Below are 15,821 nucleotides of genomic sequence, written 5' to 3'. Positions count from 1 at the left end.
CGCGATGCAGTTTGCGTGGGATAAGATTTGTGAGCAATACAGACTCACGGTTCCAGGCCGTGGGTCATGAGAGAGAATTCGGGTTATGTTGCAGTTCATTCTCCGACGTTTGGGACTCGTTATCCCGACGTTTATCGGTATTACCCTTCTCACCTTTGCCTTTGTCCACATGATCCCCGGCGATCCGGTGATGATCATGGCGGGTGAGCGAGGTATTTCCCCTGAGCGTCATGCTCAACTGCTGGCTGAACTCGGTCTTGATAAACCGATGTGGCAGCAGTACCTCCATTATATCTGGGGGGTGATGCATGGCGATTTAGGCATCTCGCTGAAAAGCCGAATCCCCGTGTGGGACGAGTTCGTACCTCGCTTTAAAGCGACGCTGGAACTTGGCGTCTGCGCCATGATTTTTGCCGTCGCCGTGGGGATTCCGGTGGGCGTGCTGGCCGCAGTGAAGCGCGGTTCTATCTTCGATCACACTGCTGTTGGCCTGGCGCTGACCGGTTACTCTATGCCTATCTTCTGGTGGGGCATGATGCTGATCATGCTGGTCTCCGTCCACTGGAACCTGACGCCGGTTTCCGGGCGCGTGAGCGATATGGTGTTCCTTGATGATACCAATCCGTTGACGGGCTTTATGCTGATCGACACCGCTATCTGGGGCGAAGAGGGTAACTTTATTGATGCGCTGGTGCATATGATCCTGCCTGCGATGGTGCTCGGCACAATCCCGCTGGCCGTCATTGTGCGTATGACCCGTTCGTCGATGCTGGAAGTGCTGGGGGAGGATTACATCCGTACCGCACGCGCCAAAGGGTTGACCAGGATGCGCGTCATTATCGTTCATGCTCTGCGTAACGCCATGCTGCCAGTCGTCACCGTGATCGGCCTGCAGGTGGGTACGCTGTTGGCGGGCGCGATTCTGACAGAAACTATCTTCTCGTGGCCCGGTCTGGGGCGCTGGCTGATCGATGCGCTGCAACGCCGCGATTATCCGGTAGTGCAGGGCGGCGTGTTACTGGTAGCGACGATGATTATTCTCGTCAACCTGCTGGTAGACCTGCTGTACGGCGTGGTGAACCCGCGTATTCGGCATAAGAAGTAAGGGGCCATCATGTCACAGGTTACTGAAAATAATGTTAATGCCGCACCGGCGCCCATGACGCCATTGCGGGAGTTCTGGCACTATTTCAAACGCAATAAAGGCGCGGTCGTCGGGCTGGCGTATGTTCTCATCGTGATCCTGATTGCGGTGTTTGCCAACTTTATTGCGCCGTACAACCCGGCAGAGCAGTTCCGTGATGCGCTGCTGGCGCCGCCGGTCTGGCAGGAAGGCGGCAGTTGGGCGCATATTCTGGGAACGGATGATGTTGGTCGCGATGTCCTCTCGCGCCTGATGTATGGCGCGCGTTTGTCACTGCTGGTCGGCTGTCTGGTGGTCGTCCTGTCGCTGGTAATGGGGATTATTCTCGGCCTGGTCGCGGGCTACTTCGGCGGTCTGGTCGATAACATCATCATGCGCGTGGTCGATATTATGCTGGCCCTGCCGAGCCTGCTGCTGGCGCTGGTGCTGGTGGCGATCTTCGGCCCCTCCATCGGCAACGCTGCGCTGGCGTTGACGTTTGTGGCGCTGCCGCACTATGTCCGCTTAACCCGCGCGGCGGTTCTGGTAGAGGTGAACCACGATTATGTGACTGCCTCCCGCGTGGCGGGCGCAGGCGCGATGCGTCAGATGTTCGTCAATATTTTCCCGAACTGCCTTGCGCCGCTGATCGTTCAGGCATCGCTCGGTTTCTCTAACGCCATTCTCGATATGGCCGCCCTCGGCTTTCTTGGCATGGGCGCACAGCCGCCAACGCCGGAGTGGGGCACCATGCTCTCTGACGTTCTGCAGTTTGCCCAAAGCGCCTGGTGGGTGGTGACCTTCCCGGGGCTGGCGATTCTGCTGACGGTACTGGCATTTAACCTGATGGGTGACGGTCTGCGTGACGCGCTCGATCCCAAACTGAAGCAGTAAGAGGTTCGAGATGGCGTTATTAAATGTAGATCAATTATCGGTGCACTTCGGCGATGAAGGGACACCGTTCAAAGCCGTCGACCGCATTAGCTACAGCGTGAAGCAGGGTGAGGTGGTCGGTATTGTCGGCGAGTCTGGTTCCGGCAAATCCGTCAGCTCGCTGGCGATTATGGGGCTTATCGATTACCCAGGCCGCGTGATGGCGGAAAACCTGCTCTTTAACGGACAGGATCTGAAGCGCATTTCCGAGAAGGAACGTCGCAACCTGGTGGGCGCTGAAGTGGCGATGATTTTCCAGGACCCGATGACCAGCCTCAATCCTTGCTATACCGTTGGCTTTCAGATTATGGAAGCCATCAAGGTACATCAGGGCGGGAACAAGAAAACCCGTCGTCAGCGAGCGATTGACCTGTTGAACCAGGTGGGTATTCCCGATCCGGCTTCTCGTCTGGATGTCTATCCGCACCAGCTTTCTGGCGGCATGAGTCAGCGCGTGATGATTGCGATGGCCATAGCCTGTCGACCAAAGCTGTTAATTGCTGATGAACCGACCACGGCGCTGGATGTGACCATTCAGGCGCAAATCATTGAGCTGCTACTGGAGTTGCAGCAAAAAGAGAACATGGCGCTGGTGCTGATTACCCATGACCTGGCGCTGGTGGCGGAAGCGGCGCACAAAATTATCGTCATGTACGCCGGGCAGGTCGTCGAAACCGGCGCTGCGCAGGATATTTTCCGCGCGCCGCGTCATCCGTATACCCAGGCACTGCTACGCGCGTTACCAGAGTTTGCGCAAGATAAAGCGCGTCTGGCGTCGCTGCCGGGCGTGGTGCCGGGGAAATATGACCGACCGACGGGCTGTCTGCTTAACCCGCGCTGCCCCTACGCCACGGACAGATGTCGTGCGGAAGAACCTGCTCTCAACCAACTGGACGATGGACGTCAGTCAAAATGTCATTACCCACTCGATGATGCCGGGAGGCCCACACTATGAGTACGCATGAGGCCACCTTGCAACAGCCGCTGTTGCGGGCTATCGACCTGAAAAAACACTATCCGGTGAAGAAGGGGATCTTTTCTCCGGAACGGCTGGTAAAAGCGCTGGACGGCGTGTCGTTTAATCTCGAACGCGGTAAAACGCTGGCCGTAGTGGGGGAGTCCGGTTGTGGAAAATCCACACTGGGTCGCCTGCTGACGATGATTGAAACGCCAACCGGCGGCGAGCTTTATTACCAGGGGCAGGATCTGCTCAAACACGATCCGCACGCGCAGAAACTGCGGCGGCAGAAAATTCAGATTGTGTTTCAGAACCCCTACGGTTCCCTGAACCCACGCAAGAAAGTGGGGCAAATTCTGGAAGAGCCGTTGCTGATCAATACCAGCCTGAGTAAAGCGCAGCGTCGTGAAAAAGCGCTGGCGATGATGGCGAAGGTGGGGCTGAAAACCGAGCACTACGACCGCTATCCGCATATGTTCTCCGGCGGCCAGCGTCAGCGTATCGCTATCGCCCGCGGTCTGATGCTTGATCCGGACGTAGTGATTGCCGACGAACCGGTCTCCGCGCTCGACGTGTCGGTGCGTGCCCAGGTGCTGAACCTGATGATGGATTTGCAACAGGATATGGGGCTGTCTTATGTCTTTATCTCGCACGACCTGTCGGTGGTGGAACACATTGCCGATGAAGTGATGGTCATGTACTTAGGCCGCTGCGTGGAGAAGGGAACGAAAGACCAGATCTTCAACAACCCGCGTCATCCGTACACCCAGGCGTTGCTCTCCGCCACGCCGCGGCTGAATCCGGACGATCGCCGTGAGCGGATTAAGCTGACCGGCGAGTTGCCGAGCCCGCTGAACCCGCCGCCGGGCTGCGCCTTCAACGCCCGCTGCAGCCGTCGCTTCGGACCCTGCACGCAGTTACAGCCGCAGCTTAAAGAGTACGACGGCCAGTTGGTGGCCTGCTTTGCCGTCGATCAGGATGAAAATCCGCAGAAACCGCTGAGTTAAGTGCGTTTTATGCCGGATGGCGGCTGCGCCTTATCAAGCCTACACCGTACCTGTAGGCCTGGTAAGCGTAGCGCCACCGGACATGGCTCTCCGGTACGACTTATTCAATCAATTTTAATAACGGCGACAGGCACAACAATATTCCATATAACAGAATAAGCCAGGTTTTCAGGCCGCGTAATTTTTCCAGTTGCGCTACTTTATAAATCAGGAAAAAAGGAATAATACACGCGACAATGCCATAAAGCGGACTGCCTAACTGGAAAAAGACCAATACTGAGACGCGAAACGAAACCCAAATAACCAGAGTAACCACGATAAAGACACAGATTCCAGATGTCAGTAACAGTGGGTTGACGTTTTTGACATCCATAATACGACTCAATACATTCAGTACAATACCTTTAAGCGCTTCGTGAAAACCTAAATAAATACCAAAGAACGCGGTAAGTACGGCAAAAATATTGAGGATGGTAGAGGTAATGTGGATGATATGGCCAGGGATTACCTGAGCTGCCAGCGCAAGGGCGGAAATATTCTGCTCGAATGCTGATACCGCCTCTTCATGACTAATCGAAAAGGTAAACGAGAACGAGAAAAAGAGAATAATGGCAATCAGCGTAATATAGCTAATGCGATGCGTGCGAATCGCCATCCGGGTGGCCAGCACACGGTCAGGTTCGCGCTTACGATAGGCGATGTTCATTGGGTTTAGCACCTGAATGAAGACCGCGGAAAAGAAGCAAAATGGGATAGTGAGCAGTACGTCGCGAAAGAAAACCGATGCGGCGGGAAAGGCGGAAATATTATCAAGATTCCAGTGTGGGATCATCGCGAAACCGAATATCAGAATGATCCCGACTTTCACCACCACCATCGGGCCGGAAATTTTAAATAATAACTTTTCCCCGCCGGAGGCAATCGCCACCAGCACGGCGAAAATCGCGACTTTATAGATAATAGACTGCGAAAGATCGGCCTCAGTAAGGCCGAAGGTTTTGATATAGGAGGCGCTATCAAACACCACCGACAGGGAATAAATAAACACCCCGTGGATAATCATAAGAAAATAGATTACACCGAGAAAAATGCCCCAGTTTTTGCCAAGATAGTGACTGATAATATCCGTATAATCGTCACAGGTTTCGCTTTCAGATAACGTTTTTAGATAAATATCCTGCACAATATAGGTAGCGGGATAGGCGATGATAAAAGCGGTAATAAATACCCAGATCCCCTTGAGACCGATTTGCACTGGCATTAAGACGGTACCGGCGCCGATCGCCATACCGATACACAAGAGCACCCAGCCAAAATCATATTTTGTAAACGGTAATCTCGTTGAAAGCGGTGTGGTCGTAGCGTTACTGTTATTTAATGGTAATGTGTCGTCCTGCATAGAGCCCCCTGCCCAAAATATACGCAGCTCTTTCATAAAGAATGCTGCCTATAACCAGGCTATAGTGCCTTGATACCCGATGCGGCAAACCGGTGACAGCGGTTCGCCGAGCAATCGTCAGAATGCTGCTTTTCTGCTGGCGCGTTCAAGGTCATGAATAATATCGTCGGGATCTTCAGGTCCCGCTGAAAGACGGATAAGTTCGTCGGTAATACCTGCTTTTAGCCATTCCTCTGGCGCAACAGGCGAATATGTCATAGACGCTGGATGCTGAACGAGGGTTTCGGTATCACCGGGACTGGCCGCGAGGAGGCATAATTTACAGAATTGAGCGGCTGACTGCCAGCCTCAGAAATGCTGAATGTATTCTGGCAAATAAAAGTAATCGTCTGCGAAGCGTCACGCAGATTGCACGTTAGCGCCGTGCCGGGACGGAGATTTTGCCGTAATATCAGCAGCAAGCCGGGTTTACCCGGTGAGGCGCAATGTTGCGGGGGCTTGATCCCCGGCGGCATAGGTTGCTGGATAGAGAAAACCCCCGCACGTTGACTGGTATAAACCTGGCAACCTGACGGGGGCTAACTTGAACCTCAACACATCAAGGATAGCCGCGAACGGTTGCCATTGCAACAAGGCGGCTATATGACGCTTACGCAGTTGGGCGTGGCCTTCTGGCACGATCTGGCGGCGCCGATCATTGCTGGCATTATCGCCAGTGTGATCGTCAACTGGCTACGTGACAGGAAGTAACGCGTTTTGAGCGTCTGTCCGCCGTAATGGCAACATGCGCCCGAACCAGGCCGCAGGGGAAACCTTGCGGCCTTTTTCGGTTTACTGCGGGTAAGGCACCCAGTCGCCGCCATTCAGACGAACGTAGGGCTTACCCTGGTACTGAATCACCACCGCATTAGCGTTTTCTGAAACCGGCGCGGTTTGCGGCAGATTGCTGGTCAGCTTGTTCCAGTTCACACTGTCTTCGGTAAAGAGCTTACCGTCCACGGCGCGTACGACCAGTTCGGAAATCGCCAGGTAGCTGCTCGGCTGATTAATATCAATCGGCGCGCCCTCATGCGGGGCTTTCATGCCAAAAAATTTCACGCCCGCCGGGACGTTGGTGATGGAGGGGCTGGGAATATCGCGCAGGCCTGATATCTGCATTCTGTCGCCCTTCAGCGCGCCGCCGTGCTCCGGTACGACGACCACCATCACCTTACGCCCGGATTTCTCCAGTTCGGTAAAGAAGGCGTCCAGTTCATCGAACAGTTTCTGCGCGCGGATTTTATAATCCGCCGTTTTGCTGACGCCGGGGAAATGGTTGCCATCGTGCAGCGGCAGCAGGTTAAAGAAAGTCGCGGAGCGGGAATTGGCTTCACGTTCTTCCCCTGCCAACCAGCGGTTCAGGACCGCCAAATCGTCATATACCGGCGAGCCGTCGAATGACAGCAGGGCGGTTGGCAGGCCGGACTGGTTCATCAGTTCGCTCTGCATACCGCCGTTTTCGCGAACTTCTTTCAGGAAGCCGCCAAATTCACCGTTATGATCCATCATCAGATGCTGAGTAAAGCCCAGTTTCGCCAGATTATCAAACAGATAACATTCGTTATCGGCTGGTTGATAAAGTCGGGTATGCGATGGTTGACCACAGCTGGCGCGCAGCAGACGAATGGCCGCCGGGCCGCTGTAAGACGTGCCGGAATTAAAGTGTTTAAACAAAATGTCAAAGTGCGACCATAGCGGATGTGACATCAAGCCTGCCGCTTCGACATCCGACCAGGAGAGCGAACAAATATTGATGACCAATAGGTCGAACGGCTGCGCATCAGGCGGAAGCTGCGCCGGGAACGTCGTTTTCCGCTTTTCTTCCGCGGCATAGAAGGTGTTCAACCAGGCGTTCAGATTCGCGGTCGTCGGCGGCGCGGTTTGCGCAGGCATATCGCCGATGACCGGCTTATCGCCCGCTGTCGCGACGGTAGCGGCCGCATTACCGCCAGTCGTCGTCACCGTATCGGTTGGCTGGCCTGCCGGCCACAGCGTAAAAACCGGGCCGGTTAATGTCAGGACATTCAGCCATACCATGATGGCGACCACAAACACCGTGACCCGAATCCACTGTGATAAAAAAAGCCAGGCAACCAGCAGTACGAAGATGGCGCCGATCATTTGCCAGTTAATAAAACGGGCGATCAGATCGAGCAGATAACCGGAGCTGAATTCCGCCACCTGCGTCCCCTGACTCATAATGCTTTGCGGGCCGGGCAGCCAGGTATCATGCCAGAACAGCGCGAAGCCGACGGGAATGGCAATCCAGTGGCGCAACCGGTGAAGGCGATACTTTGGTATTGGCATGAGCAGAAACGCCATGAATACCAAATTCAGTAAAGGATGAAAATTCAGATAGCCTGCCCACAGCAGGCCAAACTTGACCAGAAAATAGAAGTTCCAGCCGGAAAGACCGCGCCAGTATTGCCAGAGCGGAGAAGGCATTGAAGGAGTTTGAGTATGCTGAGTCATTTTTTGTCTGCCTTGACTTTCGTAGCGCGGCGCAGAGTTCCGGCTGGTTTTACATAACGAGGTTTGGCAAATAGCAGCCGGGTCGTATCACTGATACGGCGTAGCGAATGACGCGCCAGATAGCCCAGCGGAAAGAAAATCAGCGCGCAAAAAAGAATAATTTGCACGATATCGCTGATGGTCATCATGATGCACGCTCCGCGGTGTCGTCGAGCAATCGCAGGGGTTCAGGAATACGACGCCAGATGCGGCCATCGTGTTCGGCATTTATTACCGGGTCGGCGCGTTTTGCCAGCGGTAGCGGCGTTCCCCACAGTTCCGGCGACAATAAGCGCATCTGCACCAGCTCGGCGCTGATTTGTTTATCTTCGAACCAGACCATACGATTAGAGAAAATATCGCCCGTCGGCAAAGGGAAAATATGGTTTAACGCGGTATCCAGATCGTTGACCCGGCAGAATGATAAAAACAGCACCAGACGGTTGCCGCCGATGGTCATAATATCGCCGGTTCGGTTTGGCCGACATAATGTTAACGCCTGCTCAACCCGAATGCCCGGCACCGGGCGCAGCGCGACCAGAACGCCTTTCCCGTCGGCGGGGAGCAGGGTGTTGCTCATCATCGTATGGATGGCATCGCAGAAGATATCCCACGGCTGAAAACCGCGCAGTTTCAACGGCTGCGTCATTGACAGTAGCGTGGTGATGTCTTCCGGTACGTAACGGCTGAACTGCTGTCCCTGCACGCTTTCAATAAGCGTCAGGCAGCGTGAAAGCGGGGCGTTCCAGGGAATGATCATATTCGCGCCGCAGCCCAGCAGCAGGCGCTCATCGGTGGCGCGCAAACTGGCGATATTTTCGCGCACGACAATTTTCAGCGCGCTTCCCCGCTGGCGCCGCAAAGTATGAATGCGACGAGCAAGCGGCTCGATTTGGTTGTTCTGTGTAAGCGAAAAAATAATTGTTGCGGCCTGCGCCGTGCGCGCGTCGTTGAATAGCGCTTCGTTATTGTCGAAAAGCGTCCAGTGTTCCGAGAGCGGCGGCGCGCCTTCAAGGACGGCGACGTGGCTAAGAATGCGTTTTTCGTCGCTACGCGGCTGAATTGCCGTCTCCTCCTGATGGGATAGCGTCCAGCGTTCGTCCTGCTGACACAGCAATAACTGCTGTCGGGCGCTGACGCCTTTTTCGTTACACCAGAAGGCAATATCGAACAAATGTTGGTCGCCCTGAAAACGTAAACTGGCGAGGCCGAAAAGTGAGCGATACTCGCCCATCAACAACGAGGACTGTTTATCGCTATTATTACAAGGGTTAATAACCAACAATGAACAGTGATGAAAACGAGTCCATTTATTCATTTTTTCCAGCCATTTATGCAGGCTTTCTGACGTTATATTCCGCCACGTGTTATTTGCACAAATAAGAATGAAAAAGTAATGCGTCGGGTTAACAGAACAAAGCAAATCGTGGGGCAAAGAGTATAGCCCTTTTTCTGAATCCGGCATGGTAAATAAGCGGATTTTCTCCGGACCGTGAGATTCATCTAATTTGATTACTTTGCCAGGATCGCCTTCCATGCCGATGACGGCGACATTTGCATTCTCCGTTTGTGACGCAATCGTTTGATTCACCAGGCTGATGGCATCTTGCTGGCGATCGGCGTTAACCCACCAGACGCCGCCGGTTGGCATATGGCGCAGTTCATCCCATAATGATGAGATGCCGAGAGAAAATACGGGGTCCACAGTGTCCCTCATGTCACTATTTTAACTGTTTATCAGTTTACTAGCGAAAGCACAGAAATAAACCTAACATTGAAATTAAAACGCATCAGATTTAGCATGTGAATCAATTTGCCCGGCAGGATGCCCTGTAACTCTGCGCTTTGCATTTTTACACATTATAAATGATGTCACGGAAAGATGAAAAATGCGCGTTCTCCCGTATTGACGACGGGGCGTAATGCTGCCAGTGAGAAATATTTAAAAAGGAGCAACCAGAATGTATAACAATGAACCTGGCGCTCAGTCCGATCCAACGTTGGGCTACACTTTTCAAAATGATTTTCTGGCATTAAGCCAGGCGTTTTCACTACCCGAAATAGATTATACCGATATTTCCCAACGCGAACAGTTGGCGGCGGCGATTAAAAGATGGCCACTCCTGGCTGAATTTGCGCAACCACATTCATTAAGGAAGCCATGAATGGCGATTCTGGGACTGCAGGGCGTGCGCGGCGGGGTGGGAACCACATCTCTCACCGCAGCACTCGCCTGGGCGTTACAAATCTTAGGGGAAAATGTCCTGGTGATTGACGCCAGCCCCGATAACCTGCTGCGCATGTCGTTTAACGTCGACTTCGTCCATCAGGGCGGTTGGGCGCGATCGTTGCTGGACGGCCAGGACTGGCGCGATGCCGGGTTACGTTATACCTCGCAGCTTGATCTACTGCCGTTTGGACAGCTCACCGCGCAAGAGCGGGAAAATCCGCAGGCCTGGCAGGAGACGCTGGGAGAGATCGGATCGGCTATCCAGGCGCTGAAAGCGAGCGGGCGTTATAGCTGGATTTTACTGGACTTGCCCTACGGCGCGTCACCACTGACACGGCAGCTGGTGAGCCTCTGCGACCATACGCTGGCGATAGCCCAGGTTGACGCTAACTGCCATATTCGCCTTCATCAGCAGGCATTGCCTGCCGGAGCGCATATTCTGATCAATGACTTACGCATTGGCAGTCAGTTACAGGACGATCTGTACCAGGTCTGGCTGCAAAGCCAGCGCCGGTTGCTGCCTATTGTGATCCATCGCGATGAGGCGATGGCGGAGTGCATGGCGTCGAAACAGCCGTTAGGCGAATATCGCAGCGATTCGTTAGCCGCCGAAGAGGTGTTAACGCTGGCGAACTGGTGCCTGCTGCATGATGCGGGCGACAAAACGTCCGCCGGGAGCCTGCGATGAGCGCCCTTTCCCGGTGGCTGCTTATCCCGCCGGTTAGCGCGCGTTTGAGCGAGCGCTATCAGGGTTACCGCCGCCACGGCGCGTCGCCGTTTAGCGCAGCGCTCGGCTGCCTGTGGATGATTCTGGCGTGGATAGTGTTTCCGCTTGAGCATCCGCGCTGGCAGCGTATTCGCGACGGGCATAAAGCGCTTTACCCGCATATTAACGCCGCCCGCCCGCGCCCGCTGGACCCGGCCCGCTACCTCATTCAGACCCTCTGGCTGGTGATGATCTCGTCGACTAAAGAACGTCATGAACCGCGCTGGCGGTCATTTGCGCGCCTGAAGGACGTTCGTGGACGTTACCATCAATGGATGGATACCTTACCGGAACGGGTGCGCCAAAAGACAACGCATCTGGAAAAGGAAAAAGAGCTGGGACATCTTAGCAACGGCGCCCGGCGTTTTATTCTGGGCGTTATCGTGACCTTTTCACTGATACTGGCGCTGATCTGTATTACGCAGCCATTTAACCCGCTATCGCAATTTATCTTTCTGCTGTTGCTGTGGGGCGTTGCGCTGTTGGTACGACGTATGCCGGGACGCTTTTCCGCGCTGATGCTCATCGTGCTGTCGCTAACGGTCTCCTGTCGTTATATCTGGTGGCGCTATACCTCGACACTAAATTGGGACGACCCGGTCAGTCTGGTGTGCGGGCTGATTCTGCTGTTTGCGGAAACCTACGCCTGGATTGTGCTGGTGCTGGGGTACTTCCAGGTGGTGTGGCCGTTAAATCGTCAACCGGTACCGTTGCCGAAAGAGATGTCGCAGTGGCCGACGGTGGATATTTTTGTACCGACCTATAACGAAGACCTTAACGTGGTCAAAAATACCATTTACGCTTCGCTTGGCATTGACTGGCCGAAGGACAAGCTGAATATCTGGATCCTTGATGACGGCGGGCGCGAATCATTTCGTCAGTTTGCCCGACATGTTGGCGTGCATTACATTGCCCGCGCCACGCATGAACACGCCAAAGCCGGCAACATCAACAATGCGCTAAAACACGCGAAAGGCGAGTTTGTGGCGATCTTCGATTGCGACCATGTGCCGACGCGCTCGTTTCTGCAAATGACAATGGGCTGGTTCCTGAAAGAGAAACAGCTGGCGATGATGCAGACGCCGCATCATTTCTTCTCCCCGGACCCGTTTGAGCGCAACCTGGGACGTTTTCGTAAAACGCCTAACGAAGGCACGCTGTTTTACGGACTGGTGCAGGACGGTAACGATATGTGGGACGCCACTTTCTTTTGCGGATCGTGCGCGGTGATTCGCCGTAAGCCGCTGGATGAGATTGGCGGTATCGCCGTTGAGACGGTGACGGAAGATGCGCATACTTCGCTCCGGCTGCACCGGCGAGGTTATACCTCAGCGTATATGCGCATTCCGCAGGCGGCGGGGCTGGCGACGGAAAGCCTGTCGGCGCATATCGGGCAGCGTATTCGTTGGGCGCGGGGCATGGTGCAAATTTTCCGCCTCGATAACCCTCTGTTTGGTAAAGGCTTAAAACTGGCGCAGCGGCTGTGCTACCTCAACGCGATGTTCCATTTCTTGTCCGGCATTCCGCGCCTGATCTTTCTGACCGCGCCGCTGGCTTTTCTGCTGCTGCACGCCTATATCATTTATGCGCCTGCGTTGATGATTGCGCTATTTGTGATACCGCACATGGTCCACGCCAGCCTGACTAACTCGAAGATTCAGGGCAAGTATCGTCACTCTTTCTGGAGTGAAATCTATGAAACGGTACTGGCATGGTATATCGCACCGCCGACTCTGGTCGCGTTGATCAATCCGCACAAAGGGAAATTTAACGTCACGGCGAAAGGCGGGCTGGTGGAAGAGAAGTACGTCGACTGGGTAATCTCGCGCCCGTATATCTTCCTTGTCTTGCTTAACCTGCTCGGCGTGGCGGCGGGCGTATGGCGATACTATTACGGGCCGGAAAATGAAACGCTGACCGTCATCGTTAGCCTGGTGTGGGTCTTCTATAACCTGGTCATTCTCGGCGGCGCGGTTGCGGTTTCGGTAGAGAGTAAACAGGTCAGACGCGCGCATCGGGTCGAGATTGCCATGCCGGGGGCCATCGCCCGCGAAGATGGACATTTGTTCTCCTGTACCGTACATGACTTCTCCGACGGCGGGTTAGGCATCAAGATCAACGGTCAGGCGCAGGTGCTGGAAGGGCAGAAAGTGAATCTGTTGCTTAAACGCGGGCAGCAGGAATATGTCTTTCCAACGCAGGTGGTGCGCGTAACGGGCAATGAGGTCGGGCTACAACTGATGCCGCTCACCACCAAACAACATATTGATTTTGTGCAGTGTACCTTCGCGCGCGCCGATACGTGGGCGCTTTGGCAAGATAGCTTCCCGGAAGATAAACCGCTGGAAAGCTTGCTGGATATTCTGAAGCTGGGCTTCCGCGGATATCGCCACCTCGCGGAATTCGCGCCGCCTTCAGTAAAAGTAATTTTCCGATCGTTGACGGCGTTAATTGCCTGGATTGTATCGTTTATTCCGCGTCGCCCGGAGCGGCAAGCGGCGATACAGCCGTCGGATCGGGTTATGGCTCAGGCTCAACAATGATGATAATGCGATGAAAAGAAAATTGTCCTGGATGTGTGCGGCGGTAATAGGATTAAGCGCGTTTCCTGCTTTCATGACGGCGGCGGCGCCTGCTACGCCGCCATTGATAAATGCTGAACCCACCGAGCCTGCGCCGTCGCCCGCAACTGAGGCGCCCGTCGTGGCGCAGACCGCGCCTTCGCGCGAGGTCAAGCTGACCTTTGCGCAAATCGCGCCGCCGCCGGGCAGTATGGCGCTGCGTGGCGTTAACCCTAACGGCGGCATTGAATTTGGTATGCGCAGCGATGAAGTGGCGTCGAAAGCGGTGTTGAATCTGGAATATACGCCCTCGCCGTCGCTCCTGCCGGTTCAGTCGCAGCTCAAGGTTTATCTCAATGATGAACTGATGGGCGTACTGCCGGTGACAAAAGAGCAGTTGGGGAAAAAGACGCTGGCGCAGGTACCTATCAATCCGCTATTTATCACCGACTTTAACCGGGTGCGGCTGGAGTTTGTCGGCCACTATCGCGACGTGTGTGAAAACCCGGCCAGCAGTACTCTGTGGTTAGACATCGGGCGAAATAGCGCCCTGGATCTGACCTATAACATGCTGGCGGTGAATAACGATCTGTCCCACTTCCCGGTGCCGTTTTTCGACCCGCGGGATAACCGTCCGGTGACGTTGCCGATAGTGTTTGCTGACATGCCGGACCTGGCGCAGCAGCAGGCGGCTTCTATTGTCGCGTCCTGGTTTGGCTCGCGGGCGGGCTGGCGCGGTCAGCGCTTCCCGGTGTTGTATAATCACCTGCCGGATCGCAATGCGATCGTGTTCGCCACCAACGATCGACGCCCCGATTTCCTGCGCGATCATCCTGCGGTTAACGCGCCGGTTATCGAGATGATGAGCCATCCGGATAATCCGTATGTGAAGTTGCTGGTCGTGTTTGGCCGTGATGATAAAGACCTGTTGCAAGCGGCAAAAGGTATCGCGCAAGGGAATATTCTCTTCCGTGGTTCCAGCGTGGTGGTCAACGATGTAAAACCGCTGCTGGCGCGCAAACCGTATGATGCGCCGAACTGGGTGCGTACCGATCGCCCGGTCACTTTTGGCGAGCTGAAAACCTATGAAGAGCAGCTCCAGTCGAGTGGGCTGGAGCCGGCACCCATCAATGTTTCTTTGAATCTGCCGCCGGACCTCTATTTGCTGCGTAGCAACGGTATTGATATGGATCTCAACTACCGTTATACCTCGCCGCCGACCAAAGACAGTTCACGGCTGGACATCAGTCTGAATAACCAGTTCCTGCAAGCCTTTAGTCTTAACAGCACGCAGGAAACTAATCGACTCCTGTTGCGCCTGCCGGTACTTCAGGGACTGCTGGATGGTAAAACGGATGTGTCTATTCCAGCGCTCAAACTGGGGGCGATGAACCAACTACGTTTTGACTTCCGCTACATGAATCCGATGCCGGGCGGGTCGGTGGACAACTGTATTACCTTCCAGCCGGTACCGAATCATGTGGTGATAGGGGATGACTCCACTATCGATTTTTCGAAATATTACCACTTTATCGCGATGCCGGATTTACGCGCGTTCGCCAATGCGGGTTTCCCGTTCAGCCGAATGGCCGACCTGTCTGACACGCTGGCGGTGATGCCGAAGACCCCAACCGAAGCGCAAATGGAAACGCTGCTGAATACGGTCGGCGCCATTGGCGGGCAGACCGGTTTCCCGGCAATTAATCTGACCATCACCGATGATAGCGCTCAGATAGCCGACAAAGACGCCGATCTGCTGATTATTGGCGCTATTCCGGGCAAGCTAAAAGATGATAAGCGTATCGATCTGTTGGTGCAGGCGACACAAAGCTGGGTAAAAACCCCGATGCGGCAGACCGCTTTCCCGTCGATTATGCCGGATGAGGCCGATCGCGCGGCGGATGCGCAGTCCACCGTCACCGCCAGCGGCCCGATGGCGGCGGTGGTGGGCTTCCAGTCGCCGTTTAATGATCAGCGCAGCGTGATTGCTCTGCTGGCTGACAGCCCGCGCGGCTACCAGCTACTGAACGACGCTGTGAACGACAGCGGTAAACGCGCCGCGATGTTTGGTTCCGTGGCGGTGATCCGCGAGTCCGGCGTTCACAGTCTGCGCGTTGGCGATATCTATTACGTCGGACATCTGCCGTGGTTTGAGCGGCTGTGGTATGCGCTGGCGAATCACCCGGTGCTGCTGGCGGTACTGGCGGCCCTCAGTGTGGTATTACTGGCGTGGGTATTGTGGCGTCTGCTACGTATTCTCAGTCGCCGTCGTCTCGACCCTGACCATGAGTAAC

The 15,821-nt window shown here is 54.8% G+C and carries 13 protein-coding genes and 1 pseudogene; 9 read left to right on the top strand and 5 right to left on the bottom strand.

Annotation, left to right across the window (positions count from 1 at the left end):
- Positions 1 to 85: 85 nt before the first annotated feature.
- The 4 genes from dppB to dppF are packed head-to-tail and all read left to right on the top strand — an operon-like array spanning position 86 to position 4,021.
- On the top strand, positions 86 to 1,105 hold the full coding sequence (gene dppB, locus ABVN36_RS11045) for a dipeptide ABC transporter permease DppB (protein ID WP_023138202.1): 1,020 nt from the start codon (positions 86 to 88) through the stop codon (positions 1,103 to 1,105).
- Positions 1,106 to 1,114: 9 nt separating this feature from the next.
- Entirely contained in the window at positions 1,115 to 2,017 is a 903-nt protein-coding gene (dppC, locus tag ABVN36_RS11040; RefSeq protein WP_023138201.1) for a dipeptide ABC transporter permease DppC, read from the top strand.
- A gap of 10 nt (positions 2,018 to 2,027) precedes the next feature.
- Complete coding sequence (gene dppD, locus ABVN36_RS11035) at positions 2,028 to 3,011, top strand: dipeptide ABC transporter ATP-binding protein (RefSeq protein WP_001196509.1); 984 nt, start codon at positions 2,028 to 2,030, stop codon at positions 3,009 to 3,011.
- Positions 3,008 to 4,021: a dipeptide ABC transporter ATP-binding subunit DppF gene (dppF, locus tag ABVN36_RS11030; protein WP_000103558.1), complete on the top strand. Its 1,014-nt coding sequence runs from the start codon at positions 3,008 to 3,010 to the stop codon at positions 4,019 to 4,021. The genes dppD and dppF overlap by 4 nt, the downstream gene beginning before the upstream one ends.
- A gap of 100 nt (positions 4,022 to 4,121) precedes the next feature.
- Here the strand turns inward: dppF and ABVN36_RS11025 are convergent, their stop codons facing one another.
- Positions 4,122 to 5,420 carry an aromatic amino acid transport family protein gene (locus ABVN36_RS11025; protein ID WP_001150163.1) on the bottom strand — a complete coding sequence of 433 codons (1,299 nt, stop codon included), beginning with the start codon at positions 5,418 to 5,420 and terminating at the stop codon, positions 4,122 to 4,124.
- 117 nt (positions 5,421 to 5,537) lie between these two features.
- Positions 5,538 to 5,690, bottom strand: a pseudogene (locus ABVN36_RS11020) (PLP-dependent transferase); the annotation flags it as partial.
- A gap of 372 nt (positions 5,691 to 6,062) precedes the next feature.
- On the opposite strand from ABVN36_RS11020, the gene ABVN36_RS11015 reads away from it, so the two are divergent.
- Positions 6,063 to 6,170 carry a type I toxin-antitoxin system toxin Ldr family protein gene (locus ABVN36_RS11015; protein WP_001537650.1) on the top strand — a complete coding sequence of 36 codons (108 nt, stop codon included), beginning with the start codon at positions 6,063 to 6,065 and terminating at the stop codon, positions 6,168 to 6,170.
- Positions 6,171 to 6,251: 81 nt separating this feature from the next.
- On the opposite strand, the gene bcsG is transcribed toward ABVN36_RS11015, so the two are convergent.
- From bcsG to bcsE, 3 genes are read right to left on the bottom strand one after another with little or no spacing between them, the layout of a single operon-like run.
- The gene (gene bcsG, locus ABVN36_RS11010; protein ID WP_000192021.1) at positions 6,252 to 7,931 is read right to left on the bottom strand and encodes a cellulose biosynthesis protein BcsG; all 1,680 of its coding nucleotides are present in this window, start codon (positions 7,929 to 7,931) and stop codon (positions 6,252 to 6,254) included.
- Complete coding sequence (gene bcsF / locus ABVN36_RS11005) at positions 7,928 to 8,119, bottom strand: cellulose biosynthesis protein BcsF (protein WP_000988321.1); 192 nt, start codon at positions 8,117 to 8,119, stop codon at positions 7,928 to 7,930. The genes bcsG and bcsF overlap by 4 nt, the downstream gene beginning before the upstream one ends.
- Positions 8,116 to 9,687, bottom strand: a complete 1,572-nt coding sequence (gene bcsE / locus ABVN36_RS11000) for a cellulose biosynthesis c-di-GMP-binding protein BcsE (protein ID WP_001205767.1) — start codon at positions 9,685 to 9,687, stop codon at positions 8,116 to 8,118. The genes bcsF and bcsE overlap by 4 nt, the downstream gene beginning before the upstream one ends.
- 244 nt (positions 9,688 to 9,931) lie before the next feature.
- Between bcsE and bcsR the strand changes: the two genes are divergently transcribed.
- Genes bcsR through bcsB form a run of 4 tightly spaced genes read left to right on the top strand, consistent with a single transcriptional unit; the run spans position 9,932 to position 15,820 of the window.
- Complete coding sequence (gene bcsR / locus ABVN36_RS10995) at positions 9,932 to 10,135, top strand: cellulose biosynthesis protein BcsR (protein ID WP_000282616.1); 204 nt, start codon at positions 9,932 to 9,934, stop codon at positions 10,133 to 10,135.
- Positions 10,136 to 10,888, top strand: a complete 753-nt coding sequence (bcsQ, locus tag ABVN36_RS10990) for a cellulose biosynthesis protein BcsQ (protein ID WP_000996118.1) — start codon at positions 10,136 to 10,138, stop codon at positions 10,886 to 10,888.
- Entirely contained in the window at positions 10,885 to 13,509 is a 2,625-nt protein-coding gene (bcsA, locus tag ABVN36_RS10985; RefSeq protein ID WP_001275331.1) for a UDP-forming cellulose synthase catalytic subunit, read from the top strand. The genes bcsQ and bcsA overlap by 4 nt, the downstream gene beginning before the upstream one ends.
- A 10-nt stretch (positions 13,510 to 13,519) precedes the next feature.
- A complete protein-coding gene (gene bcsB, locus ABVN36_RS10980) occupies positions 13,520 to 15,820 on the top strand; it encodes a cellulose biosynthesis cyclic di-GMP-binding regulatory protein BcsB (protein WP_000823812.1) in 2,301 nt (766 codons plus the stop codon).
- Position 15,821 lies beyond the last annotated feature (1 nt).

The sequence above is a fragment of the Salmonella sp. SJTUF15581 genome (assembly GCF_043356775.1).
GTDB lineage: Bacteria > Pseudomonadota > Gammaproteobacteria > Enterobacterales > Enterobacteriaceae > Salmonella > Salmonella enterica.
This window is presented reverse-complemented; position numbering and strand designations above follow the sequence as displayed.